This is a genomic window from Pelosinus sp. UFO1 (assembly GCF_000725345.1).
Classification (GTDB): domain Bacteria; phylum Bacillota; class Negativicutes; order DSM-13327; family DSM-13327; genus Pelosinus.
Window position 1 is genome coordinate 4,791,716 of the sequence record NZ_CP008852.1, and the last position, 26,982, is coordinate 4,818,697.

Here is a 26,982-nt window from a genome sequence, read left to right on the forward strand (position 1 = left end):
AAAAGACTTATTTTAGAAAATCCTTCCTATTCCAAAGAAGTATTGTGAATAGGAAGGATTTTTTTATTATTAAAAAGATTTAGAAAAGCAGGAGTTTGGTAAAAAGTGGAGTAAATACCATTATATAATAAAAGCGGAAAATGTCTGAAGTTATAATAATCATAAAAGAGGGTTGGGCATGCTTGAATATGAGACTCATAAAAAAGTACAGATTGGATATATTGCAAATCTTATATCACTAGGTTGTTGTTTAGCATTACAATTAATAACGGTATCGGACCTGCTAAATAGCCAAATCTATCTATATATGATATTGGCTATAGTATATGGAGTATTACTTGTTTTTCCGTTAAAGAGATTCGCTGCCTATGATATAAGCACATTTTTTCTAACTGTTAGTTTATTAGTCTATTTTTATATAAGCACCCCTAATTTTATGGCAGTAGTATTATTTTATTTGTATGCTGTTCAGATCGGCTTAACATTTGAACGTAAATACTCCTTGGCTGGAGCAATGGTGATTGCAGTCATTTTTTTTGTTGCCAGCATAGACCAAATTGAAATTGATAAAAAAAATATGACTTGGATTATAATGCATAGTTTATTGATTATCAATGTGAATGTTTTGGCTCAACATTTATCACAGCTTGAACACCAAGCCTTATACCAAAATGAAAAAGTAAAACAACTACTCAGTCAGATGGAAAATTCCTATAAAACGGTAAGCGCATTAGCAGAAAAGGATGAGCTGACTACATTATATAACTATCGTTCCTTCCGGAATAAATTAGAGGAGTTAGTGCCCTACAATATAGCAATCCTGCTCTTAGATGTAGATTATTTTAAGATTTTTAATGATTCCTATGGACATTTATGCGGTGATGCTGTGCTTAGGGATATGGCGACAGTATTAAAAGGTAGTCTACGAGAAGGGGATATGGTATTTCGTTATGGAGGCGAAGAGTTTGCCGTAATAATTCAGTGTAGTAATGAAACGGAAGTGCAGACAACAGCTGTACGGATTTCAAATAATGTAGAGCGACATCCCTTCTATTTCGGAAAGGAATCTGCTTTACATGTTACAGTTAGTATTGGTTATGCTATCGGCAAAGAAGGGATAGAAACAACTGAAGAGCTTTTTAAGATTGCCGATGAAGCCTTATATAACGCCAAGGAGAGTGGTAGAAACTTAATTGGTTGCCCGAATGGTCAAATCTGTAATCCAACCACTTCACCTTTATATCATGTTAGTTAAAAAGTATGATTTACAGTAGTATATTTATAGTGAAGAATTTCTCAGTTATATTATAGAATGATTAGATCGCTATTAATTTGGATATATATTAATAGTATAAACCAGTAAGACATTGATCACATAGGTGGTCGTTGTCCTACTGGTTTTTTTGCGGAATCAGAAAGTATAACACTTTCTTGATTCCAAGTAAGAACGACTAAGGCTTCTGCCTGCGTGTGAGGACTTGGCACAAGCCAAGTCTTTTCTTAATGTTACATTTAAACGTTGACAAATGTATGCTTGGAGGAGAGTAAGCTACGCAAAGTACGTTTAAGTGAGACAAAAAAGTATTGACAGTAGAGAATGAAGTAAATATAATAGCCTACATAGACAGATATATTACAAATTTGATATTGCACAAACGATGAAATTATAAAACAATGTAAATGTGTAATGAATGTGCTAAGGGGGCGCAAAGGATAAATGTAATATAGCAAGTACAATTGTTCGTATTAGACTACTAGCTTTTCTCGCTGTGACAGGTGGTGCAGGGCTTTTGGTTACATTAGGTCTAGGAGGAAGAAAGATATGAAAAAATGGTTATCGGCAGTGGGCTTACTTATAGTAATTATCGCCGGAGCGATGCTAGCAGGGTGTGGATCATCACCAGCAGCGAATGATTCGAAAGAAATAAGAGTTGGTGCAAACGTTGAAATGACCGGCGGTGTTGCTAATTATGGTAAATCTGCTTTAAATGGTATTCAATTGGCCTTTAAAGAGGTAAATGCGGCAGGAGGGGTTCTTGGTAAACAAATTAAATTAATAATAGCTGATAATAAATCGGAGGCATCTGAAGCTACCAATGCAACAACAAAATTAATTACTCAGGATAAAGTTTCTCTTATCATGGGTCCTATTACTAGCTCTAATGCATTGGCAACCCTGCAAGTTGCCCAAGATAATAAAATTCCGGTTATAACCCCAACTGGAACAAATGCTAAAATTACGGTTGATAATGGTAAAGTAAGGCCTTATGTCTTCCGTAGCTGTTTTATTGACCCTTTTCAAGGAATTGTTATGGCTAATTTCGCAGCGAAGACATTACACGTAAAAACAGCTGTCATTTATATCGATAACAGCTCAGATTATTCTAAGAACCTGGCAGAATCCTTTGAAAGCCAATTTGTTAAAAACGGTGGTGTAGTTATAGGAAAGGAAGCATTCTTACAAAAAGATCAGGATTTTAAATCAACACTAACTAAAATAAAAGCATTGAATCCTGAGACAATCTTCATTCCTGGTTATTATGAAGAAGTAGGTAAAATTGCAAAACAAGCTCGTGAGATGGGACTTTCAATACCGCTGATTGGTACAGATGGCTGGGATGATCCTAAAATAGCCGAAGTCGCCGGTGCTGATGCATTAAATAATACATTCTTCAGTAATCATTACTCTGCACAAGATACAGATCCTAATATTGTAAAGTTTGTTGAAGCTTATAAGAAGGAATATGGACAAGAGCCCAATGCTTTCGCAGCTTTAGGCTATGATGCAGCGTTAATGGTAGTAGATTCCATTAAGAGAGCCAATAGTACCGAACCTGAGAAGGTAAGAGAGGCATTAGAAAAAGTAAAAAACTTACAAGTAGTGACTGGTATGATTACACTAGATGCTAATCATGATCCGATTAAGAGTGGCGTTGTTATTGAAATGAAAAATGGCAAACAAACGTTTAAAGAGAAAATAAACCCGGAATAACAAGGATAATGAAAAACTCGGCTTTACGCCGAGTTTTTTTATTTAGTGACACAGAAAATGGAAACAAATGGGTAATGATAAATAAAAAATATTATGTTTGCGTCAGATGGATATAGACATCTCGGATTAAAATGCTAGCTTTTTGAGTTTTTCACATGGAATCCTTATTAAATGCTAAATGCAAGTCGCAGTAAAAAAGTATTGACAGTAAGTAGAGTAGTAAATATAATAGCATACATAAACAAATATATTCTGGTGGTGCACTTTGCTATTAAAGACGATTTAAAATGTGTAAAGATGTAATGCGAGAAAAAGGGAGGAAGAATGATGTCAAAAAAGGGGTTATCATTTATTGGTTCATTAGTAACAGTAGCCATGTTTGGCCTGATGTTGACAGGTTGTGGCTCAACGCCATCGGCAAGTGATTCTAAGGAAATTAAAATTGGTGGCAATATGGAAATGACAGGTGGTGTTGCCAACTATGGCAAAGCTACCAAAAATGGTATTGAGCTAGCCTTTAAAGAAGCAAATGCAGCAGGAGGGGTTCTTGGCAAACAGCTTAAATTAATCGTAGCAGATAATAAATCAGAGCCCTCAGAAGCTACAAATGCGATAACAAAGCTAATCACCCAGGATAAGGTATCTGTTGTTTTAGGACCCGTAGCGAGTTCAAATGTATTAGCAACTTTACAGGTAGGTCAAGATAATAAAGTTCCCGTTGTCACTGCTACTGGTACAAATACCAAAATTACAGTAGATGATAACGGTAAAGTGAAACCATATGCTTTCCGTAGTTGCTTTATCGATCCTTTCCAAGGAACCGTAATGGCTAACTTCGCTTCCAAATCCCTAAATGCAAAAACTGCTGTCATTTATATAGACAACAGTTCTGATTATTCTAAAGGACTAGCAGAAGCTTTTGAAGCCCAGTTTGTCAAAAATGGTGGAACAATTGTTGGCAAAGAAGCATTTTTACAAAAAGATCAAGATTTTAAATCAACTTTGACAAAAATTAAAGTAATGAATGCAGATACCATTTTTATTCCTGCATATTATGAAGAAGTAGGCAAAATCGCGAAACAGGCTCGTGAATTAGGAATTTCTATACCACTAATCGGTACAGATGGCTGGGATGATCCGAAGGTAGTAGAAGTCGCTGGCGCAGCCGCATTAAATAATACATTCTTTAGCAGTCATTATTCGTCCCAAGATACAGATCCTCGAATTGTAAAATTTGTAGCTGCATATAAGAAAGAATATGGTGAAGAACCAAATGCCCTAGCTGCTCTAGGTTATGATGGCGCATTGATGGTAATTGATGCAATAAAACGAGCAAATAGTACAGAACCAAGTAAAATTAGAGATGCATTAGAACAAACAAAAGATTTACAAGTGGTAACAGGTATTATTACTCTCGATGCTAGTCATAATCCAATTAAGAGTGGCGTTGTTATCGAAATGAAAGATGGCAAGCAATTGTTTAAAGAAAAAATTAATCCTTAAATAATAAGAAAAAAGGACTCGGCACCTGCTGAGTCCTTTTTTTAAACAGAAAATTGGTTAAGCTTAGGAATAGAAGGAGAAGATAGAGTTCTGTTACATTAAAAAGCAGCCCTTGTCTCCCGCATAAGAACAAATGACTCAATGTCCTCTCCGAAAGTATTGACATGCAAGGACAATATGTCTATAATACACCTTATATTGAGTACGTATATTCGTCTGGAGAGGACTAGGCGGTGTAACGGAAAAAATAGAGCTGTATAGTTTTTAGAAAAGTAACAAGTAGGGGGAGAGTGCGTGTTTAAGATGAAAAAGGGAAAATGGATCGGTGCCCTTATAGCAACTGCAATGCTAGCGTTAGCAGTTGCAGGTTGTGGTGGTGGTAAACCAGCTGCGGATGTAATTAAACTTGGGGCCAATTTGGAAATGACGGGTGGTAATGCAACATTTGGTAAGTCGGCGAGTAACGGTGCTAATTTAGCAATCAAAGAAGTCAATGCTAAGGGCGGTGTATTAGGTAAGCAATTAAGTTTAGTCATTGCCGACAATAAGAGTGAAGCTGCAGAAGCCGCAAATTCTATGCAGAAGTTAATTACTCAAGATAAGGTAGTCGCGGTCATTGCCCCGATTGCTTCTTCTAGTGTAATTGCTGGTGCTCAAGTAAACCAAGATAATAAAGTATTGGCCATTAGTCCAACAGCGTCAAACCCTAAAGTTACTGTAGATCCTACAACGAATAAAGTTCGAGATTATTTGTTTAGGGCTGCATTTATTGATCCTTTCCAAGGTTCTGTAATGGCTAACTTTGCCACAAAAACTTTGAAAGCCAAGACCGCAGCTGTTTATATTGATAATTCTAGTGATTATGCTAAAGGTTTAGGACAATTCTTTAAAGAAACCTTTATTAAAAACGGCGGTCAAGTCATTGTGGAAGAAGCATATTTAGCGAAGGACACTGATTTTAAAGCGACCTTAACTAAGATAAAGGCAGCGAATGTAGATGTTGTTTTTGTCCCTGGTTATTATCAAGAAGTAGGAATGCTTATAAAACAAGCCCGTGAAATTGGCTTGAATATGCCATTTATGGGGGGCGATGGCTGGGATTCGGCTAAGCTTCCAGAAATTGCAGGACCGCAAGCGTTGAATAATACATTCTTTGCAAATCATTATTCACCGGATGATAATAGCCCAGAGATTAAATCATTTGTTGATGCATATAAGGCAGAATATAAGGAAACACCTGATGCTTTTGCTGCTTTAGCGTATGATGCTACCATGATGGTTATCGAGGCTATTAAACGGGCAAATAGTGTAGATACAGTGAAAATTAAAGATGAGTTGGCAAAAACAAAAGACTATAATGCTGTTTCAGGTAAGATTACTTTAAATGAAACACATGATGCAGTAAAAAGTGCTGTAATAATTGAGATGAAAGATGGTAAGCAAACCTTTAAAGAAAAAATTAATCCATAGATTACTGCCCTATGCTGCTGTAGTTCATGTCAATAAACTGACATAGGAAACCCCTTATTAGATGGCAATAAGAACCGCAAAGGCACAGTGTCACAGGTGTGGCACACAAAGTAGGTACCAGAATGTAGTATATCCCTTCTTTGTGTCTTTGTGGTTCTTTTATTTTCCCGTCTCCTTGGGGCTGCAAGGGCGATTAGATAAGATATTTGATATGCTAAACAGCACTATCTATAATTTGACGATACTGTCTAAATGCAGACGAAAAACTCTTATCTTCCTTATTTACTAAGATAAGTTGACTAGTTGCTAATTAGCTCAAATGTGTAAAAATCGCCTTTATGTACGCAAAGCAAGGGAAATGAAGTAATTAATAAGGTAATAAATCAATATTGTTTTACAATAATTGAATTTGGCATAAATATTGCATATGAATTAAGTAGGAGGTGTTTGAGGCAAAAGTGTTACAATTAAATAAAAAGTAAAAAATGATAATATAAAAGTACTTTAGTAACGGTACTTTGTTCTTTTGACAGAGATTAAATGCCGAATAAATTTATAAATGTATTGACAGTAACGGACAATGTATTTATAATTACGTATATAATTATAAAGCAGTATTCACTCAAGGAAGACAAATGTAAAACTGCTGCAAAGAACAATAGAAATATTAGTGTGGGTTAAAAAAACGCACGACTTGTGAAGAGGCTGTTTTTAGATGTCCAGATGCTAGTCCTTATGAGCATTTGAGGGAGGCGTACAATGAGGTACGTTGAGCGATAACGCCAGGGATAACGAGGTAGATGGAGATTTTTAAATAGACTCTATTAGACTTTATGAGACCTCCTTGTTTTTCTCCAGGATACTAAAAGAAGGATGTGATAAAAATAGAACGAGAAAGAGGAAGTTAAAGGATAAAGGGAAAAAGCATTTGCTTTATCTCTTCTAAATAAAAAATAAATGTAGGAGGCGGGTCATGGATTTTTCCTTTACACAGCAATTTATACAACAATTAATTAATGGTATATCCCTAGGCAGTATATATGCGCTAATTGCCTTAGGTTACACCATGGTGTATGGTATCATTAAATTAATTAATTTTGCTCATGGTGATATTTATATGGTAGGCGCATATGTAGCTTTTTTTGCAACGACAGCACTCAAGCTTTCCTTTTTCCCAGCGTTACTTGTATCCATGGTAGTGGCTGCCGTAGTTGGGATGACAATTGAAAGATTGGCTTATCGACCACTCAGAAAGGCACCTAAAATTGCTATACTGATAACAGCGATTGGTGTTTCGTTACTACTGGAGTATGGCGGTATGCTGCTTGTTACACCGCAACCCCGTACTTTTCCAGCCTTATTCGAATCTCAGGTGTTTAACTTTGGCAACATTGTAGTGAATAGCCAACAGGTGATAATATTAGCAATCTCCGTAGTCCTTATGATTATTTTGACCTATGTTGTACAGCGTACGAAAATCGGTAAAGCCATGCGAGCTGTATCTTTCGATACAGATGCGGCGAGATTGATGGGTATAGATGTTGATCGCGTTATTTCTATTACCTTTGCCATCGGTTCTGCATTGGCGGCAGCTGCTGGTATGCTAGTAGGTGTGTACTATAATTCAATTGATCCATTAATGGGTATTATGCCGGGGCTTAAAGCCTTCGTTGCTGCTGTACTTGGTGGTATTGGAGTTATTCCAGGAGCGATGCTTGGTGGTATTATAATGGGCATCATTGAAGCTATGGTAAGCGGCTTTATTTCATCTACTTTCCGTGATGCTGCAGCGTTTGCCATTTTAATTATTATTTTACTATTTAAGCCTTCTGGCTTATTAGGTAAAAATGTGCGTGAGAAAGTGTAGGTGACAATGAATAATGGGAAAAAATAAGAAAGAGTTATTAGCACTGGCAGCTTGTATCGTTTTTTATGCAGTTGTTCAAGGGTTGATTATGCTAGATATCATCGGACCCTTTTGGGAGCTAAACTTAGTTTTGATTTGTATAAATATCATACTAGCAGTAAGCTTGAATCTAATTAATGGTTTTACAGGGCAATTTTCCATTGGTCATGCTGGTTTTATGGCTGTTGGGGCCTACTTAGGTGCCGTACTAACAGTTAAATTACAACTACCTTTCATTGTTGCCATTTTAGGGGGCGCAGCTGCGGCTGGCTTTTTGGGATTCGTAATAGGGTTGCCTACCCTTAGGTTAGATGGAGACTATTTAGCGATAGCAACATTAGGTCTGGGGGAAATTATCCGTATTACCATTCTTAATATTCCTTATGTAGGCGGAGCCTCTGGTTTTATGGGTATTCCTCGCTATAGTAATTTTACTTGGGTATTTTTTGCTACAGTGATTACTGTATTTTTCATTAGAAATTTAATTAATTCTACTCACGGCCGAGCTTGCATCTCTATTCGTGAAAATCAGATTGCGGCGGAGGCTATGGGGATTGATACTACGAAATATAAGGTATTGGCTTTTACTATTGGTGCAGCCTTTGCTGGTGTCGCAGGAACCTTATTCTCTCATTACTTTTATATTGCCCACCCTGCGTCTTTCACATTCATGAAATCCTTTGATATCTTGACAATTGTTGTGTTAGGCGGATTGGGCAGTATTAGTGGATCAATAACTGCTGCTATTTTGTTGACTTTCGTTTCTGCTGCGTTAGCTGGCTATCCAGAGTGGCGTATGATTATTTACTCATTAATGCTAATTGTATTGATGTTGTATCGGCCACAAGGATTATTTGGCAATAAGGAAATCAGCCTTAAAATCTTTGGCCGTTTGATGGGAGGTACTAAGCGTGGCAATACTCAAAGCAACTAAACTTTCTAAAGTGTTTGGCGGACTGAAGGCTGTATCTGATTTTTCGATAGAGATTAACAAAGGTGAGTTAATTGGTTTGATTGGCCCGAATGGAGCTGGCAAAACAACAGCATTTAATTTGTTAACAGGTGTTTATCAGCCGACAACAGGCGAGATTGATTTTGATGACAAAAGTATTATTGGGTTTAAACCCTTTCAAATTACCCAAAAAGGGGTAGCTAGAACCTTTCAAAATATTCGTTTGTTCTCTGAGTTATCTGTACTGGATAATGTTAAGATTGCCTATCATTTTCATGTAAAGTATGGACTATTAGAGTCTGTATTGCGTATGGGTAGGTATCATAGCGAAGAAAAAGAAATTGAAGAAAGAGCCATAAGACTATTAGAAATATTTAAGTTAGGACATAAGAAGGACGAAATTGCCAAGAATTTACCTTATGGTGAGCAACGTAGATTAGAGATTGCTAGAGCCTTAGCGGCTCAGCCAAAACTTTTACTGCTTGATGAGCCAGCGGCGGGGATGAATCCTCAGGAAACGCAGCAATTAATGCAAATGATAAAGTGGATAAGACAAGAATTTGACTTAACAATTTTATTAATTGAACATGATATGCAGTTAGTTATGAATGTTTGCGAACGTATTTATGTACTAGAATATGGTAGTATTATTGCCCAAGGAACACCTGAGGAAATCAAGAATAACCCTAGGGTTATTGAGGCCTACCTCGGAGAGGAGGTTGAGTCATGTTAAAAATAGAAAATATTGATGTTTTTTATGGTGCGATTCATGCGCTTAAAGGTATTAGCGTTGAGGTGCAAGAAGGTGAAATTGTTACCTTAATAGGTGCAAATGGAGCGGGTAAGAGTACAATTTTACGTACTATTTCTGGACTATTAAAACCTAAGGCTGGCCAGATTACCTTTGAGGGAAAAAACATTGCAGGCGCAGCAGCTCAAGATATTGTAAAAATGAGTATTTCCCAGGTTCCTGAAGGACGTAGAGTGTTTGCAAATATGTCCGTTTTAGAAAACCTAGAACTAGGAGCTTATATTAGAAGTGACAGCAAGGGGATTCAAGAAGACATGGAGAAAGTCTTTGAGAGGTTTCCTCGTTTATCGGAGCGCCGTAGTCAATTAGCAGGTACCTTGTCAGGCGGTGAACAACAAATGTTGGCTATGGGACGTGCGTTAATGAGTCGTCCTCGCTTGCTGCTATTAGATGAGCCCTCCATGGGTCTTGCACCTTTGTTAGTAAAAGAAATTTTTTCGATTATCAAAGAAATTAACGCGAGTGGTACGACGGTTCTCTTAGTAGAACAAAATGCGCATATGGCCCTATCTATTGCCAACAGGGCTTATGTATTAGAAACAGGGCGCATTACACTTTCGGGTGACGCGAAAGAACTGGCTGCAAGTGAAGAAATACGCAAAGCTTACTTAGGCGGTTAATGTAATCGGAAAAAATAAGTGGAGATGATAATATGTTTGTGGAAAGTAGAATGACAGCGAATCCCATAACCATTACTTCAACTACAACAATTGCTGATGCATCAGAGATTATGCGCACTAATAAATTCCGTCGTTTACCCGTAGTAGATGGTGGAAAACTAGTAGGTATTGTTACTGACCGAGACCTTCGTGCAGTATCTGCATCTCCAGCGACGGCCTTATCCATCTTTGAACTGAATTACTTGTTAGCTAAAATGAAAGTAAAAGAAATTATGCAAAAAAAAGTTGTTACGATTAGTGCAGGTGCCACGGTGGAAGAAGCAGCTATCTTGATGTATAATCATCGCATTGGTGGCTTGGTAGTAATAAATGATCAGCAGGTAGTAGCAGGTGTAATTACGGAAACCGATATTTTCAAAAGCTTTGTTGATATTATGGGGCTAGTAGAGGGTAAGACTCGCATCACTCTTGACGTAACAGATAAGATTGGATTGCTTCATGAAATTTCCGAAGTGTTCTTAGCAATGAACATTAATATCACTAGTATGGTTAGTTATGCTCTACCTGATGGAAAAATAGAAATGATAATACGCGCCGATATTGTAGATACAGACGACTTGGCAAAGGCATTAGAAGCTAAAGGATATCCTATTAGTCATATTGTTCATATTCAATAAGAAGTTCATCCTCAATAGTAGAGTACTTTTACCTTAAATTATGTGTAAAAATATTTACACATAATTTAAGGATGTGATACTATATTATATGGTAGGAACAGGCGGCCTAGATTTTGGCGCGGCCGGGCAGTAAGCAGCAGGTAAAGATAAATCTGCGGGACCTTAGGGTACCTGCAGATTTTTTTGTTTTGCCGCTAATAATAGATACAGTGAATTGAGTTGGTACGTTTCATAAGTAGTACGAATATTGTAATCTATATTAGGTTATAACAAAGAGGATCTGCTTATCCAAATTTAGGAGGTAATACTTTGGAGTATGTAGATAGTAATTTGAAGGAACGCACGGCTAGGCTATCCGTTATTTCCAACTCTGTACTTGTAATATTAAAGTTGCTGGTAGGATTCTACACTGGGGCCGTTAGTATTATTTCGGAGGCAGCTCATTCAGGTGTAGATTTGTTAGCTTCCATTGTTGCGTTCTATGCTGTACGTAAGGCAGATAAACCGCCTGACGGGAATCATGCATATGGGCATGGAAAGTTTGAAAATCTATCGGGGGCAATTGAAGCTGTATTGATAGTGGCAGCAGCATTGTGGATCGTATATGAAGCATGGGATAAGCTTCATAATAATATGGCAACGCCAGAGTTCTTAGAATATGGTATTATCTTGATGGGGATTTCTATAGGAGTAAATTATTGGGTATCAGGTAAATTATTCAAAGTGGCGAAAGAGACTGGTTCACATGCATTAGAGGCCGATGCATTACATTTGAAGGCTGATATTTGGACATCAGTAGGTGTATTAGTCGGTTTAGTCATTATCCGAATTACAGGAATTTTTTGGTTGGATCCAATGATTGCTATTGTGGTGGCGGGTGTGGTATTTAAGGCTGGTTATGGCATGACAAAAAAGAGTTTATACGAATTAACGGATATTAGCTTACCAGCAGACGAAGAACAAACAATTATTGATGTAATTACTAGTCATAAAGAAGTTATCTCTTTTCATCAACTCAGGACGAGGCGCTCTGGCAGCTGGCGTTTGATTGATATGCATCTTATTTTATATAAGGATATGCATTTAAATAAAGCCCATGCTGTATGTGATCTAATTGAAGCGGAGATTAAGGATAAACTTGGCCCCTGTGACGTAGTCATACATATTGAACCTTGTGATTATCATGAAGAGTTAGGGGCTTGTCCTTTGGAATAATAGTAAGATAGGAAAGAATTAGATTCTTTCCTATCTTTTTCACTGTAATTATGTAGGCGTTTTATCTGAATTTATGCAAATGCTTACAACGCACACGACTGTCGGGAATCGTTGTTTTTGCAGAATCCATCTTATCCTGATCTCTAGGTTGCGATGTAGCATCGGCAAGTTCCTCAGAGGGCGAACGAATAAGTTGTGCAAGAGCAACGCCTATTACTTCTACAATATCTGAATAATCGGGCTGGGGCGTAGTTTTAGGTGGTGGCTGAGGAGGTCCCGTTGGCCCAGTTGGCTCTGTTGATGGAGGTTTTGGACAGATCACTACGTTGCATTCTGGTAGACAGGAGCTTTTGGGGTGACATCGTTCTAAAACCCTACGCAATGCCTCCATTTCAACCACTTGCTCTGCAGTATGGGCCGGAATATCTGTAGCAGTTGAGCGGTTGGCAAGAAGACGGAATAGATCTACAGGGGCACAAGAAATTTGTAGAAATTCACTACTGAAAGCTATTTTGCAGCACAATAGTTCTAGAAAAATATCAATGATGGTACCAGCATTATCGGCGCGTCTTACTGCTCGTTCAAAGATATCAGGACAGATTTCAGGTGTACGGTGGATTTCCTCTGCTGCTCCGACTAATAAGCGATAGGAGCTAACAAGGGAGGAAAAGTTAGGTATGATTGCGTTTATGTCAGCTAATATTAAATCAATAATGGGTTGAGGATTTTGATTGGTATTTGAAGTATTAGCCATAGACGTCGCCTCGCTTTAGCATTGGTGCAACATTATATGCGAATGAATAGGAAGTTGTGAATTGATGAAGGACTAGTTAACTTAAAGTTTTGCTGTATAGCAAGGAAAAAGGATTTTTCAGAAGGATGTATAATATAGTGGAATTATATAAAACCAAAGAAAGAACATCATAGAGTGTTAGACAAGGTGTCGAAAATCTCTATGGAGGAAAGGAAGTGACATATGCCCATGTTGCTTACACCGGATTTTTTATTATTAGCCGGTAATAAAATAATGCGGATTATTGGAATTTTACTCGTAGCTGCGATAATCTTAAGGCTATTCTCCCTTGCTGTTAACCGGGTATTCATTCCTAATGTAGGGATTAAAGCCTTTCACTTTGATGAAAAGCGCGCCCGAACCTTTGGAGGATTATTACAAAGCATTGTACGTTATGTGATTTATTTTATTACGATTGTAATGTTATTGCAGGAGTTTAAAATAGATACCACCTCTATTGTAGCTGGTGCTGGAATTATTGGGTTGGCAATAGGTGTAGGGGCTCAAAGCTTGATTCGAGATTTTGTAACAGGTTTTTTTATTGTCTTAGAAAATCAGTTTGCAGTCGGAGATTATATTGTCAGTGGTGATATGGCAGGTACAGTAGAGGATATTGGTTTACGGGTTACAAAATTGCGGGATGGTAATGGAGTATTGCATATTATTCCTCATGGCGTCATATCTAAGGTCAGTAATTATACTAGAGGCCATATGCAAGCGGTCGTGAATATACCGGTATCTTATGAGGCTGATATCACTAACGTCTTATCCTTATTAGATCAAGCATGCGTTGCGATTGGTAAGGATATGATAGAAGTGATAGAGGGGCCTACGGTAGTAGGAGTTGTAGACCTTCGTTCGCAGGAAGTAGTAGTTCGCGTAGTAGCTAAGACCGTACCGTTAGAACAAGGAAAAGTAGAGAATGCGCTAAGATATAAGATTAAAAGTTTATTCGATGAGGCTCATATTTTGCCTCCCGTACAGATTGTTAGAGGACTCAAGGAGGGAGAGAGTAAATGCTAGTGCGTTACGAAGTTGGCGATATCGTTAAAATGAAAAAAAGTCACCCCTGTGGGTCAGACCGCTGGGAGATTACACGGACAGGAATTGATTTCGGCTTGAAGTGTATAGGTTGTGGACGTTATGTTTTAGTACCCCGTCCTAAGTTTGAAAAGGCTGTAAAAGAAATTGTTGAGCATAAAGCTACCTAATAAAGGACTCTATAATGCGGAATATATATTGAAAATGCCCGAGGAATCATCTACAATAAGAAATACTATAAAAAAGATTGTGAATAAGGTGGAATAGATTAATGAGTACAAATTTAGAAGTAGGTATCGTTGGATTACCCAATGTAGGAAAAAGCACATTATTTAATGCAATTACGAAGGCTGGTGCGGAAGCTGCCAATTATCCTTTTTGCACAATCGAACCTAACGTAGGTGTAGTGGATGTTCCTGATGAAAGATTACCTCATTTGGTACAAATGTATAAAACGAAACGTTGTATCCCCACTGCTATGCGCTTCGTAGATATTGCAGGCTTAGTGAAAGGTGCGTCTAAAGGGGAAGGGTTAGGTAACAAATTTTTGGCCCACATTCGTCAGGTGGATGCTGTAGCTCAAGTAGTACGTTGCTTTGTCGATGAGAATATTACCCATGTGGAAGGAGAATTAGATCCTTTACGTGATATTGAAATTATCAATACTGAATTATGCTTAGCGGATTTAGATACATTAGAGAAACGAATGGAAAGAGTACAAAAGCTAATTAAAACAGGGGATAAAAAAGCACCAGGAGAGATGGCAGTACTGGTTAAGATTAAAGAACTGCTAGAACAAGCATTACCAGCCCGTCGCGTCGAAATGACTGAAGATGAGGCTATGCTTATTGGCGACCTGAATCTAATGACTTTAAAACCTGTATTATTTATTGCAAACGTTAGTGAAGACGAAGTAGCGAATGCAGATGAGAATGAATATGTAAAGATTGTTAAAAAGTATGCTCTCGAAGAGGGAGCGGAGGTAATCGCTGTCTCAGCTCGTGTAGAATCTGAAATCGCAGAACTTCCCGCGGAAGATGCAAAAGAGTTTTTAGCAGAACTTGGCTTAGCGGAATCTGGATTGGACAAGCTCATTAAGGCATCTTACAAATTATTAGGTTTGGTTACCTTCCTAACTGCAGGTGAACAAGAAGTACGTGCATGGACCATCAAAAAGGGGACAAAAGCACCTCAAGCAGGCGGAAAAATTCATTCTGATATTGAACGCGGTTTTATTCGTGCTGAAATCGTATCTTATAATGATCTGGTGCTTACAGGCAGCTCTAATGCAGCTCGTGAAAAAGGTTTAGTTCGGTTAGAAGGTAAAGAATATGTTATGCAAGATGGGGATGTTACCTATTTCCGCTTTAATGTTTAATTATTAAAGTAAAAAAAGAGTATTAAATATCGTTTTTTATTCTTGCATTGTCATAGATAGTAATGATATACTGTATCAGTCTAGGATAGCCTAGCGAGGTTTGAAAAAAGTATATTTACAAACCTTCCCTGCTCCCTTAAGGGAGCCATTAGTCCAGAGGAGGAGGTGATTTCGTGAGAAAGTACGAAGTCATGTTTATTGTTAAACCGTTGGATGAAGAAGCGACAAATGCGGTAATTACCAAGTTTGAAAATCTTATTAACAACAACGGTGGTCAAGTAGAAAAAGTTGACCGTTGGGGCAAAAAACGTTTGGCTTATGTAGTAAAAGACTTTACTGAAGGTTTTTACTGCTTAGTGAACTTTACAGCTGTACCAGCGACCATTCTTGAGCTTGATCGTATAATGAAGATTACAGAAGACATTTTGAAATTCATGATTATTAAGCAAGACGAATAGACCAGGGGGAATTACACCATGAATAAGGTTATAATAGTCGGTCGTTTGACTCGAGATCCAGAAGTTCGATACACCCAAACTGGTAAAGCGGTAGCTTCATTTAGTGTGGCAGTTGATACCGGCTATGGTGAGAATAAGCGTGCTGATTTTATTCCTGTAGTAGTATGGGATAAGCTGGCCGAAGTTTGTGGCAACAATCTTACCAAGGGTCGTCGTGTACTAGTTGAAGGACGTTTGCAAATTCGTGATTATGAAAAAGATGGACAAAAACGGCGTGCAGCGGATGTAGTAGCTCAGAACATCGAGTTTTTAGATACTAAGCAAGCTGTAGGCAGTAACAGTAGTAGTACGACTGGTCCTGCAAAATCATCCGGATATGATGTCAGTTCCTTTGGTACAGAGGTCTTCCCTGAAGAGGAAATTCCATTTTAAAGGGAGGTATTATCGGTGAAACGTGAAAGAGGAAGAAAACCTAAGAAAAAGATTTGCAGTTTCTGCGTTGATAAAGTAGAAACTATCGATTATAAAGAAGTTGGTAAGATTCGCCGTTACACTACTGAGCGCGGCAAAATATTGCCCCGCCGTATTTCTGGTAACTGCGCAAAACATCAACGTCGTGTTACTTTGGCAATTAAACGTGCACGTATTGTTGCATTACTGCCATTCACAGCAGAATAAAACAAAGGAGAGGTTATTTAACCTCTCTTTTGTTTTATTCTGAAATAAGAATGCTATTAACCTTCTTATATAGGGATATACTTTAGTAAATAGCAGGAAACAGCCTCTTGATTTGCGAATACTATTTAGATATATTAAAGGAGAGGAGTGGCTGTTTTGTTTTCGAATGAATCCGATATTTTACGCAAAATGCGTTTGATAGAATGGCTTAAGGCAGAGTTGATTACCCATATTGGACAATTATACCAAGCTATGGCGAAAAATAGTGAACAGGCTATTAGTGATGGGTTGGCAGCCGTAGTCGTGTCTTGTTATATATTGGCAAGGAGATTGGGGATTGGCTTTGATTCCTTAGATAAAGCTATATTGCAAAAAGTAGAGCAAGATATAAAAAAAGAACGAGAAGTGGAGAAATGGTTTGGGGATTCTAGTGAATACCAAAGACATCTTCGCAAAAAGGGGTGATTCAATGAGACAAACGAGACTAAGACCGATGGTAGAAGGTGGAATACTTTCGGGTATAGCCATACTCTTTGCCTTAATTAGTGCATATTTACCGTTAATTGGACCCTTTGTAAATTTGATGTGGCCAGTACCTATTATTTTATTGGGTGTTCGCCATGGTTATAAATGGAGCATTATGGCTACCGTAGTAGCTGGCATCATGATTGCTATGCTGATGCATCCTTTGCACTCTCTTAGTGTAGTCGTTGGCTTTGGTTTAATCGGTATTGTTCTTGGTTATGCATTTCGCATGAATTTTAGTGCCAGTAAAACCATGTTGTGGGGGACAATTGCTTCTCTGATTTCAAAAGCGGCTTTATTAGGCATAAGTGCCGTGGTTATCGGTACCAATCCATTTACTATGCAGACTGATGTAATGGCAAATGCGGTGGAGCAAGCTGTAGAAATCTATCGGAACTTTGGCATGGGAGAACAGGAACTGGCAAAAATAACAGAATCTATGCAAACGATGATGGATTTGATGAAGATTATTTTACCAGCAGGATTTATAATGGCATCAGTACTTGATACTTGGCTAAATTTTTTAATTGCAAAAGTGGTGTTAAAGAAACTTGGACATCATGTCCCAGGGTTTCCACCCTTTAAAGATTGGTGTTTACCATATTATATTGTATATTTTTTCGCATTGTCTTTAGTTATGATCTATTGGGGCAATAGCAGAGAAATTATTTTGCTATCTCAAGTTGGTATGAATCTGCAAGTAATGACCAGTATGCTCATTCTAGTGCAGGGACTGGCGTTATTTAACTACTTTGCCGATAAATACAATTTGTCAAGAATGGTCCGAGGGATTATACTGTTCTTGGTATTGACAAACGGTTTTATGGCGCAGATCTTGATATTTGGTGGGGCAATAGATATGGTTATGGATTATCGGCGATTGCGGGGACCTCAGTCCAAAGAATAATAAATTGATATGTTAGGTAGCCTTCAGGGAGGTTTATTTATGCCACAAGGTCCGTCTTTTTGGTTTGATACAAGAATTTATCTTGCTGTAGCGACAGCTTTGTTAGTGGTGATTATCTTTTATAACCCTTATGTGGCAGTTTTAGGGGCAATTTTACTAGGGTCTCTCTATCTATATGGGCGTGAGCGTCATATAGAGCGGCAAAAGGATTTGAATAATTACTTAGATACGATGAGCCATAGTATTGAGCAAGGAGCGTCCTATGCCTTAAAAAACTTACCGTTAGTTATGACGATTATTGATTCAGAAGGAAAGTTGTTTTGGTATAATGACGTACTTAAAGAGTGGTTTACAGAGGAATTAAAAATCGGCGAATCTATCTTGACAATATTTCCAGAATTACCTTTAGATAAGATCTGGGGAAAGTCTGGTCGCGAAGTATTTGTCGCGGAAGATAAATATTATCAAATGATCTATGAACCGGTAGATGATGGTATTGAAAATGAAGAGTTAATGATTGCCTATATTAGCGATATAACTGCTAGTGAAAAGGTAAAAGTAGAATGTATTGACTCTGTACCCGTTATGGCTTACGTTCAGATTGATAACTATGATGATGTATTGCAAGGGTTAAATGAGAATCAGCGCACTTCCGTATTAGCGGAAGTAAATAAGCTTTTGGCAGAATGGGTAACGGAAAATGAAGCGGTACTAAAAAAATATGCAGATGATATGTATATCGCCGTATTTAATCGCCAGAATTTAAACAAATGTTTACATGAAAAATTTGACATCTTAGATAAGGTTCGCGCCATTCATGTAGGTAATAAAATTCCGGTAACGTTAAGTATGGGATTTGCTGCCGATGATTATTCAGTAGCTCTATTAGGCGAAAGAGCCCAAGCTGGACTTGATTTAGCATTAGGTCGTGGTGGTGATCAGGTTGCCGTTCATGTAGGAGGTAAGCTCCAGTTTTATGGTGGTAAGGCCAAAGCGGTAGAAAAAAATACAAGAGTAAAAGCCCGAATTGTGGCTCAGGCTTTGCGGGAAATCATTGATGATGGTGACCTAGTACTAGTGATGGGACACAATAATGAGGATTTTGATAGCTTGGGGGCTGCCATTGGTGTTGCAATTATGGCACGTCATTTAGGCAAAGACCTTCGCATCGTTGTCAGTCAGCCAGGAGTATCTTTAAACAAATTGAAGGAGATACTGGCGGATTATGAACAATACCAAGATATGTTTATTAGCTATACTCAGGCTCTTGGTATGCTCACTCCACGCACTTTGTTATTTGTAGTGGATGTTCATCACCCGGAATTAACTGCCGCACCAGAACTTCTCAGTCGTGTAGATCGAATCGTAGTGATTGATCATCATCGCCGTTCTGAAAAGTTCATAGTAAACCCTTTATTGGTTTATCTAGAACCATCGGCTTCCTCAACTTGTGAGCTGGTAACGGAGCTACTAATGTATTTCGATGACTACTTAGAATTTAATAAATTCGATGCAACTGCCTTATATGCAGGTATTATTGTTGATACAAAGCAGTTCGCCGTGCAAAGTGGGGTACGCACCTTTGATGCAGCCGCCTATTTGCGCAGATCTGGCGCTGATCCAGCCTTAGTGCGTCAAATGTTTCGCTTGGATTTTGATACGGTAAAAGCTCGAGCGGAAATTTTGAACCATGCAGAAATGTTACCAGGCGGTGTTGTAGTTGCCGATTGTCCTGCCAATATGAAAAATGGGCAAATTGTGGCAGCTCAGGTTGCAGATATGTTGCTCAGCGTGGAAGGAGTACAAATTAGTTTCGTATTATTCTTCCTAGATGATGGCATTGGTGTTAGCGCTCGATCGAATGGTAATTTTAATGTACAAGTTATTATGGAGGAATTAGGCGGCGGTGGGCACCAGACAGTAGCTGGTGCGCAAGTGAAAAGAGGAAATATGAAAGACGTAAAGCGCCAGGTCATTGAACTTAGCGCAAAATATATAGAGGAGAGTGCAGAAAATGAAAGTAATTCTACAACAAGAAGTTAAAAAATTAGGTAAAAAAGGTGAAATTATAGAGGTTTCAGAAGGATATGCACGTAATTATTTATTGGCTCAAAAATTAGCAATTCCAGCAACCGCTTCCAATGTGAATAATGCCAGTCAGCAAAAAGCATCGGAAGAACGTAAATTGCAAAGAGCACTAGATGAAGCCAATCTTTTAGCAGCGCAAATGGCAAAGGTCGAAGTAACGATTGGTGTCAAGATGGGAGAAGGCGGCAAGTTATTTGGTTCTGTCGCCAGTAAGGATATTGCAGATGCATTGCTGGCCCAACATAAGATTGAAATGGATAAGCGGAAAATTGATCTGAAGGACGCGATAAAGTCTCTCGGTACATACCCTGTATCTATAAAACTACATCCTGAAGTGAGTGCCAAGATACAGGTTCATATTATTGCTAAGTAGTAAGAGCATTGGTTATGTATGTTCTTGCTTCCCTACAGAAGGGAATTAGAAAGGATTAGTATATGAAAAACTTTTTTAACAAGTTAATTCCTTATCGACGGGGGTTGAATAAAGCAACTGTCGATGAACAATTGAAGCGTCAGATATCGGCTTTATACGACATGTATTCTGGTGTAATAGGGTCAGATAAGGTGGTATTAAAGGCTGTAAAGCTAGATGCGATATCTTTAATGAACTCAGATAAAATAGGAGACCGAGTTTTGGCCTTGCAAAAATTGGTTTTCGAAGATCCAACGATTGAGAAAGTTCCTACACTACAAGAGATACCGCAAATACTTGGAGAAGTAGAAGAAGAAATAGCCGATTTAATGGCACGCCGAACTTTAGAAGACCGCTTGGATAAAAAAATTAATGAAAAAATGGAAGAACGCCATCAAGAATATGTTAGAGAAATTAAAATGCAGGTTCTTAAGGAAGAGGAAAATAATGTTGAGAATCCGCAAACGTTAAAAAAGTATGCTTCTTTAGAAGTACTAGAACAAAAGAAACTGACGAAATCGGCCATGGAAATGACTCGTCCAAGTACTTTGGGTGAGATAGTTGGACAAGAGAGGGCAATAGAAGCTTTAAGCTCAAAATTGGCATCCCCTTATCCTCAGCATCTAATTTTATATGGACCACCAGGCGTTGGTAAAACAACAGCTGCTCGTTTAGTATTAGAAGCTGCCAAGGGACTTAAATTTACCCCATTTGCCCAGGATGCTCCCTTTGTTGAGGTTGATGGCACTACTCTTAGGTGGGACTCTAGGGGTATGACAAATCCATTGTTAGGATCGGTTCATGATCCAATATACCAAGGGGCCCGGAGAGATTTAGCAGAAACTGGAGTTCCTGAACCCAAGACTGGTTTAGCGACGGATGCTCATGGTGGTATTTTATTTATTGATGAAATTGGTGAAATGGATGCAATGCTGCAAAATAAGCTGCTAAAAGTATTAGAAGATAAACGGGTTTCTTTTGATTCAGCCTATTATGATCCATCGGACCCGAATGTTCCTAAATACATTAAGAAGCTATTTGAAGATGGTGCACCTGCCGATTTTATTCTGATTGGTGCTACCACGCGAGATGCTTCTGATATTAATCCAGCGATAAGGTCTCGCTGTGCTGAAATTTACTTTGAACCGTTAACACCAAAACATATTGAAGAAATCGTCTATAACGCCGCGATCAAATTAGGTGTTACCTTAGATCCAGATGTCCCAGCTTTGATTAGTGAATACACAATAGAAGGTCGTAAGGCCATAAATATTTTATCAGATGCCTTTGGACTTGCTTTGTATCGAGAAGGAGAACGAGAAACTGTAGTTATTACCAAGGAAGATGTGTACAAAGTAGTTCAGGTTAGTCGCTTGACTCCTTTTGTCAGTATGAAGGCTGGCAAGACTGGAGAAGTGGGTAAAGTCTTTGGCTTAGGTGTTTCTGGTTATCTTGGTTCCGTTTTAGAAATTGAAGCGGTATCCTTTGCTGCAACAGAAAAAGGTAAGGGCCGTATGCGTTTTAATGATACAGCAGGCAGCATGGCGAAGGATTCGGTCTTCAATGCGGCAGCTGTAGTGCGAAAGATAACGGGAGAAGACTTAGCGAATTATGATATTCATATTAATATAATTGGTGGTGGACGTATTGATGGTCCATCAGCAGGTACAGGAATTTTGGCTGCTATTATTTCAGCAATTACTGGACGAGCTATTAGACAAGATGTGGCAGTGACAGGTGAAATATCCATCCAAGGTAAAGTGAAAGCGGTAGGCGGTGTATTTGAAAAAGCTTATGGCGCAAAACAAGCTGGTGTCACTACCATGATTATTCCCAAAGAAAACGAGAAGGATATTCCCCAAGGACATTTGGGCTTAACGATTTGTCCCGTGGATGATGTAGAAGAAGCATTAGCGATTCTACTAGTTGATACGGAACAAAAAAGCGCATAAGGGTATGGGGGGAGGTAAAATTTATTGTTAGATAGAATACCACCACAGAATGTAGAAGCAGAGCAAGCGGTTCTTGGAGCAATGTTAATTGAGCGAGAGGCGATATCAAAGGTCGCTGAACTATTGCGGTCAGAAGATTATTACAGGGAAGCCCATCGACTGATTTACAATGCTATGATAGAACTCTTTAATAAAAATGATGCAGTAGATATGGTTACCGTGATCGAGTTTTTGCGTAAAGAAGATAAGCTGGAGGCAGCTGGGGGGATCGCATACGTAACCTCACTGGCAAACAGCGTACCTACGGCAGCAAATGTACTTTATCATGCTAGGATAGTAGAAGAAAAAGCCCTATTAAGGCAATTAATTAATGCTGCTACCAATATTGCTGGTATGGGATATGAAGGCAGTGAAGAAGTTACCGGCATATTAGATAGTGCTGAAAAAATGATATTGGCTGTCTCTAGTCGTAAGATGGGTGGAGACTTTACCCCGATTAAGAGTATTATATTTGAAGCCTTCAATAAAATTGAACAGTTATATGCATCAAAAGGCAGTATCACTGGTCTTGCTACAGGATTTAAGGATTTAGATCGGTTAACATCCGGCTTACAGCCCTCTGATCTCATTCTTATTGCAGCACGTCCTAGTATGGGAAAGACCGCCTTTGTTCTGAATATTGCTCAGCATATCGGCATTGCCGAAAAAAAGGCAGTTGCATTTTTCAGCCTAGAAATGTCGAAAGAACAATTGGTACAACGTATGTTATGTGCTGAATCAGCGATTGATTCCCAGCGGCTGCGAATTGGCGAACTAGAAGCTAAGGATTGGACCAAACTGGTGAGCGGAGCCGACCGATTGTCCGCTGCGCCTATCTTTATCGATGATACTGCAGGTATTACGGTAATGGAAATGCGCTCAAAGGCGAGAAGACTTAAAATTGAATATGATTTGCAACTAATTATTATCGATTATTTACAGCTAATGCAGGGGAGCAGCAAGGGCAAGGGCGGTGAAAATCGCCAACAGGAAATTTCTGAAATATCTCGTTCCCTAAAAGCTTTGGCGAGGGAAATTAATGTCCCGGTTATTGCATTATCTCAGCTCAGTCGTAGTGTAGAATCTAGACAGGTAAAGAAACCAATGCTTAGTGATTTAAGAGAATCAGGCTCATTAGAGCAGGATGCTGATATCGTTGCCTTTTTGTATCGCGACGATTATTATAATCCAGATAGTGATAAGAAGAATATTACAGAAGTTATCATCGCGAAACATCGTAATGGTCCTGTAGATACAGTTCAATTATTCTTTCACAAACAATTTACCAAATTTAGTGATTTATCTAAATTACCAGGGTAACGGGTGTATAATGTTACCGTAAAATGGAATTATTTTATCAATAGATTGAGAAGTAATCGTAAATTTTAATTTGTAGGTATGATAAGGGAGACGAATTTTCGTCTCCCTTTTTTTCGTATATTATCCGTCCTTAGGTATTGGTGTAAGGGAGTGGTAGAGGATATGCTTATTAGCCATTGGATAAGATATAATTACATATGACAGCATTTCATTGCCTATATAGGGAGGTACCATTTGCTATGAGTCAATACATACTTTATTTTGAGCAAATAAATCGTTCCAGTTTGCCCTACGTTGGCGGCAAGGGGGCAAATCTCGGTGAAATGACCCAGGCTGGTTTACCAGTACCTGGTGGCTTTTGCATTACGACTTATGCCTATAGAGAATTTATTAAAACGAGTCCTCGAATGGAGGAATTTTTCGTAGCGCTAGACGCTAGTAATCCAGCTAACTTAGAACAACTAAGAGAATTGGGAGAAAGTATTCGTAGCCATTTAGAGAAATTAGCGATACCCATTCAAATACGAAATGCTGTAATTCAAGCAGTAAATAAAAAGGGATCGCATTACTCCTATGCAATTCGTTCCAGCGCTACTGCTGAGGACTTACCAAATGCCTCTTTTGCCGGACAGCAGGACACCTATTTGAACATCAAAGGCGAGGATGGAATTTTAGAACATGTCCGCAAATGCTGGGCATCTTTATTTACCGATCGAGCCATTGCTTATCGCGCAAAAAATGGTTTTGACCACAGGGACGTCTATCTATCGATTGTTGTTCAGCAAATGGTTACTCCCGATATTTCTGGAATTATGTTCACAGCCGATCCCGTAAATGGAAATCGTGCCGTAACTTCTATTGATGCTAGTTTTGGTTTGGGAGAAGCCCTTGTATCTGGTATGGTATCTGCTGACCTGTACAAAGTCAAAAATAATACTATTATTAGCAAAAAGATAGCACAAAAGAAACTCGCTATTTATCCGCTGCCCGAAGGTGGTACCTTTACAAAAGAGCTACCTCCAGCACAGCAAGAACAGCAAGCTCTAACGGATCAGCAGATTATTAAGCTCGCTGCATTAGGAAAAAGAATTGAGCAGCATTATGAAGTGCCTCAGGATATTGAGTTTTGTTTGGCAAACGGTGAGTTTTATATAGTGCAGAGCCGTCCTATTACAACTTTGTATCCACTGCCAGATATTCCGAAACAACCTGTGAGAGTGTTACTATCCTTTGGTCATGTACAAATGATGACTGATGCTATGAAACCTTTGGGCTTATCGGTCTTAAGGACAGCATTTCCATCTAATATATTCGTAGAAGCAGGGGGAAGAATTTTTCTTGACCTTACGAAGGTGCTCTACTATAAAATAGTACGTAATATTTTCCCCAAAATCGTAACGAATGCTGATGAAGCTATGAGCCGAGCTTTAGATGTCGTTGTCAAACGTGAGGAATTTCTTGCAGGACATCATCCAGCAGAAAAAAATGGTCTTACCTCCATTCACAAAATAGTGGGACCCCTTATCAAAAAAGCGTGGTACAATCTTCGAAAAAGCGATCCGAAAATAACTAAACTTGTAATTGAAAAAATTATGCAAAATAAAATAGCTCAGACAAGGGAAGCGCTTAACACAGTAGAGGGAGCGCAACGTATAAGAACAGCACAGCAGCAGTTAGAGACCATTTTATATCCTGACATTATGCATGGAATTCTTCCTTACATTGTTCCAGGGATTATTGCGCATGCCTTATTAGGAAAAATTCTTGTTCGGATGTTTGGTAGTAAGGCAGATCTTAGTAAGTTAAACATGTCTCTGCCAGGAAATGTTACCAGCGAAATGGGCCTAGAACTGGGCGATCTAGCAGATCTTCTTCGAGAGCTTCCTGAGGTCCAAGAATATTTAAAGACTGCTCAGGATCAAAATTTCTATTTGGGGTTTACTGATCTACCTGGAGGAGAGACTTTTAAACGTGCGTTTGAGAGTTTTATTGCTACATACGGAATGAGATGCGCTGGTGAGATTGACCTGACCAATCCCCGGTGGCATGAAGAGCCAACGCAATTAATGTCCGCATTGTTTAGTCATATACGGAGTGTGAAGCCAGGTGAACACCGACTTCGGTTTGCTGAAGGCGAAAAGGAAGCGAAAGAGGCTAGTCAGCGTATTTTAAATTCTGCGCAGGGAAACTACTTTAAAACAAAGTTATTGTCCCGCTTAATCACCGTATTTCGGTATGTCGGAGGGCTGCGGGAACACCATAAATTTTTATTAGTCACAGTAATGGGTGAGTGTAAAAAGGCAATTATGGCAGAAGCAAATGAGCTGGTTAAAAAAGGGGTTTTGGTAAAGGCAGAAGACGTCTACTTCTTAAGCTTAGAGGAATTAATTCAAATACTACAAGGTGAATGTAACGAGGATGTTTTTGAAAAGATTACTAAGCGCAAAGAAGAGTATCAATGGCACCAAAAATTAAAACCACCGAGGGTAATGACAAGTGAAGGTGAGATTGTCATTGTTCCTCCATATAGAGGCAATCTCCCAGAGGGAACACTAGTTGGCAGCCCAGTATCAGCTGGAGTCGCTGAGGGAATCGCTCGCGTCATCCTAAGGGCAGAAAATGCTGTTTTACATACAGGTGAAATTCTTGTTGCGCCCCATACCGATCCTGGTTGGACCCCTTTATTTCAGTCTGCAATTGCAATTGTCACTGAGGTGGGAGGCTTAATGACTCATGGGGCAGTCGTTGCTCGCGAATATGGCATTCCTGCAGTAGTGGGGGTGGATGATGCAACGACGTTAATTAAAGATGGAGATAAGATAAGGGTAGACGGTGATCAAGGATTCGTGGAGATTTTAGAGCGAAGCGGTAAGACCATCGTAAATCAAGAGTTGAAGAATTAAAGACTTGCCAGAAACCAAGTCTAAGATTCTTTGGCTGCAAGTGGGATTCAATCATAATCCGTAGACCGAGTATCGATTTTCCCCAAAAACCCGAACAATGAAAGGGCAAAACGAGAAAACATTCGACAAAGTCATTGACACGATACCTACCAAGTGCTATGATATGTAAGGGAAAAAATCTAGATTTCAAATTCTAAATGTCCGCTATGATTATTATGAGTGAATTTCCTGATCTAGGGTAAAATAAAAAGGCATTTAATTTATAAACAACTTATCAACAAAGTTATCCACAGTTTGTTGATAACTAATGTAGATAGATTATACATAAATAGTACCTACTAT

24 protein-coding genes and 1 riboswitch are annotated in these 26,982 nt (G+C 38.7%); of the genes, 23 read left to right on the forward strand and 1 reads right to left on the reverse strand.

The annotated features are described in order from the left end of the window. Positions 1-178 precede the first annotated feature (178 nt). The 10 genes from UFO1_RS22445 (at position 179) to UFO1_RS22490 (ending at position 12,146) form a co-directional block, all read left to right on the forward strand. Positions 179-1,255 (forward strand): GGDEF domain-containing protein, encoded by a 1,077-nt coding sequence (locus tag UFO1_RS22445; protein ID WP_051789052.1) that lies wholly within the window; start codon positions 179-181, stop codon positions 1,253-1,255. Between the two features lie 567 nt (positions 1,256-1,822). Then, entirely contained in the window at positions 1,823-2,992 is a 1,170-nt protein-coding gene (locus tag UFO1_RS22450) for an ABC transporter substrate-binding protein (RefSeq protein ID WP_038674370.1), read from the forward strand. 327 nt (positions 2,993-3,319) lie between these two features. Then, positions 3,320-4,495 carry an ABC transporter substrate-binding protein gene (locus UFO1_RS22455; protein WP_038674372.1) on the forward strand — a complete coding sequence of 392 codons (1,176 nt, stop codon included), beginning with the start codon at positions 3,320-3,322 and terminating at the stop codon, positions 4,493-4,495. 303 nt (positions 4,496-4,798) lie between these two features. Next, positions 4,799-5,965 (forward strand): ABC transporter substrate-binding protein, encoded by a 1,167-nt coding sequence (locus tag UFO1_RS22460; protein ID WP_038675569.1) that lies wholly within the window; start codon positions 4,799-4,801, stop codon positions 5,963-5,965. 973 nt (positions 5,966-6,938) lie between these two features. Continuing rightward, complete coding sequence (locus UFO1_RS22465; protein WP_038674373.1) at positions 6,939-7,832, forward strand: branched-chain amino acid ABC transporter permease; 894 nt, start codon at positions 6,939-6,941, stop codon at positions 7,830-7,832. A 13-nt stretch (positions 7,833-7,845) separates the two neighbouring features. Beyond that, a complete protein-coding gene (locus tag UFO1_RS22470) occupies positions 7,846-8,805 on the forward strand; it encodes a branched-chain amino acid ABC transporter permease (RefSeq protein WP_038674376.1) in 960 nt (319 codons plus the stop codon). Then, positions 8,783-9,556 (forward strand): ABC transporter ATP-binding protein, encoded by a 774-nt coding sequence (locus tag UFO1_RS22475; RefSeq protein ID WP_038674377.1) that lies wholly within the window; start codon positions 8,783-8,785, stop codon positions 9,554-9,556. The genes UFO1_RS22470 and UFO1_RS22475 overlap by 23 nt, the downstream gene beginning before the upstream one ends. Continuing rightward, positions 9,550-10,254: an ABC transporter ATP-binding protein gene (locus UFO1_RS22480; RefSeq protein WP_038674379.1), complete on the forward strand. Its 705-nt coding sequence runs from the start codon at positions 9,550-9,552 to the stop codon at positions 10,252-10,254. The genes UFO1_RS22475 and UFO1_RS22480 overlap by 7 nt, the downstream gene beginning before the upstream one ends. Positions 10,255-10,286: 32 nt before the next feature. Then, positions 10,287-10,931, forward strand: a complete 645-nt coding sequence (locus tag UFO1_RS22485; protein WP_038674380.1) for a CBS domain-containing protein — start codon at positions 10,287-10,289, stop codon at positions 10,929-10,931. An 83-nt stretch (positions 10,932-11,014) separates the two neighbouring features. Next, positions 11,015-11,096: riboswitch (NiCo riboswitch) on the forward strand. Between the two features lie 144 nt (positions 11,097-11,240). Continuing rightward, positions 11,241-12,146 (forward strand): cation diffusion facilitator family transporter, encoded by a 906-nt coding sequence (locus tag UFO1_RS22490; RefSeq protein ID WP_038674381.1) that lies wholly within the window; start codon positions 11,241-11,243, stop codon positions 12,144-12,146. A gap of 61 nt (positions 12,147-12,207) precedes the next feature. On the opposite strand, the gene UFO1_RS22495 is transcribed toward UFO1_RS22490, so the two are convergent. Beyond that, positions 12,208-12,900 carry a hypothetical protein gene (locus UFO1_RS22495; RefSeq protein ID WP_038674383.1) on the reverse strand — a complete coding sequence of 231 codons (693 nt, stop codon included), beginning with the start codon at positions 12,898-12,900 and terminating at the stop codon, positions 12,208-12,210. Between the two features lie 222 nt (positions 12,901-13,122). Here UFO1_RS22495 and UFO1_RS22500 point away from each other — a divergent pair, with 222 nt between their 5' ends. The 13 genes from UFO1_RS22500 (at position 13,123) to UFO1_RS22560 (ending at position 26,640) form a co-directional block, all read left to right on the forward strand. Further along, positions 13,123-13,962, forward strand: a complete 840-nt coding sequence (locus UFO1_RS22500) for a mechanosensitive ion channel family protein (RefSeq protein WP_038674384.1) — start codon at positions 13,123-13,125, stop codon at positions 13,960-13,962. Then, on the forward strand, positions 13,956-14,150 hold the full coding sequence (locus UFO1_RS22505) for a DUF951 domain-containing protein (RefSeq protein ID WP_038674385.1): 195 nt from the start codon (positions 13,956-13,958) through the stop codon (positions 14,148-14,150). The genes UFO1_RS22500 and UFO1_RS22505 overlap by 7 nt, the downstream gene beginning before the upstream one ends. Positions 14,151-14,251: 101 nt before the next feature. Continuing rightward, on the forward strand, positions 14,252-15,358 hold the full coding sequence (ychF, locus tag UFO1_RS22510) for a redox-regulated ATPase YchF (RefSeq protein WP_038674387.1): 1,107 nt from the start codon (positions 14,252-14,254) through the stop codon (positions 15,356-15,358). Between the two features lie 173 nt (positions 15,359-15,531). Further along, positions 15,532-15,816: a 30S ribosomal protein S6 gene (rpsF, locus tag UFO1_RS22515; protein WP_038674388.1), complete on the forward strand. Its 285-nt coding sequence runs from the start codon at positions 15,532-15,534 to the stop codon at positions 15,814-15,816. Positions 15,817-15,834: 18 nt separating this feature from the next. Beyond that, entirely contained in the window at positions 15,835-16,248 is a 414-nt protein-coding gene (locus tag UFO1_RS22520; protein WP_038674390.1) for a single-stranded DNA-binding protein, read from the forward strand. A gap of 15 nt (positions 16,249-16,263) precedes the next feature. Continuing rightward, positions 16,264-16,494, forward strand: a complete 231-nt coding sequence (gene rpsR, locus UFO1_RS22525) for a 30S ribosomal protein S18 (RefSeq protein ID WP_038674393.1) — start codon at positions 16,264-16,266, stop codon at positions 16,492-16,494. Positions 16,495-16,641: 147 nt separating this feature from the next. Beyond that, positions 16,642-16,959 carry a MazG-like family protein gene (locus UFO1_RS22530; protein ID WP_236639281.1) on the forward strand — a complete coding sequence of 106 codons (318 nt, stop codon included), beginning with the start codon at positions 16,642-16,644 and terminating at the stop codon, positions 16,957-16,959. A 4-nt stretch (positions 16,960-16,963) separates the two neighbouring features. Next, positions 16,964-17,926 carry a YybS family protein gene (locus tag UFO1_RS22535; RefSeq protein ID WP_038674396.1) on the forward strand — a complete coding sequence of 321 codons (963 nt, stop codon included), beginning with the start codon at positions 16,964-16,966 and terminating at the stop codon, positions 17,924-17,926. Between the two features lie 39 nt (positions 17,927-17,965). Next, the gene (locus tag UFO1_RS22540; RefSeq protein ID WP_038674397.1) at positions 17,966-19,969 is read left to right on the forward strand and encodes a DHH family phosphoesterase; all 2,004 of its coding nucleotides are present in this window, start codon (positions 17,966-17,968) and stop codon (positions 19,967-19,969) included. Next, entirely contained in the window at positions 19,941-20,387 is a 447-nt protein-coding gene (gene rplI / locus UFO1_RS22545) for a 50S ribosomal protein L9 (RefSeq protein WP_038674399.1), read from the forward strand. Before UFO1_RS22540 ends, rplI begins: the two co-directional genes overlap by 29 nt. 62 nt (positions 20,388-20,449) lie before the next feature. Continuing rightward, the gene (gene lonC, locus UFO1_RS22550) at positions 20,450-22,378 is read left to right on the forward strand and encodes a Lon family ATP-dependent protease (protein WP_038674401.1); all 1,929 of its coding nucleotides are present in this window, start codon (positions 20,450-20,452) and stop codon (positions 22,376-22,378) included. 24 nt (positions 22,379-22,402) lie between these two features. Continuing rightward, complete coding sequence (dnaB, locus tag UFO1_RS22555; protein WP_038674403.1) at positions 22,403-23,737, forward strand: replicative DNA helicase; 1,335 nt, start codon at positions 22,403-22,405, stop codon at positions 23,735-23,737. A 239-nt stretch (positions 23,738-23,976) separates the two neighbouring features. Then, the gene (locus tag UFO1_RS22560; RefSeq protein WP_038674405.1) at positions 23,977-26,640 is read left to right on the forward strand and encodes a phosphoenolpyruvate synthase; all 2,664 of its coding nucleotides are present in this window, start codon (positions 23,977-23,979) and stop codon (positions 26,638-26,640) included. The last annotated feature ends 342 nt before the right edge of the window (positions 26,641-26,982 follow it).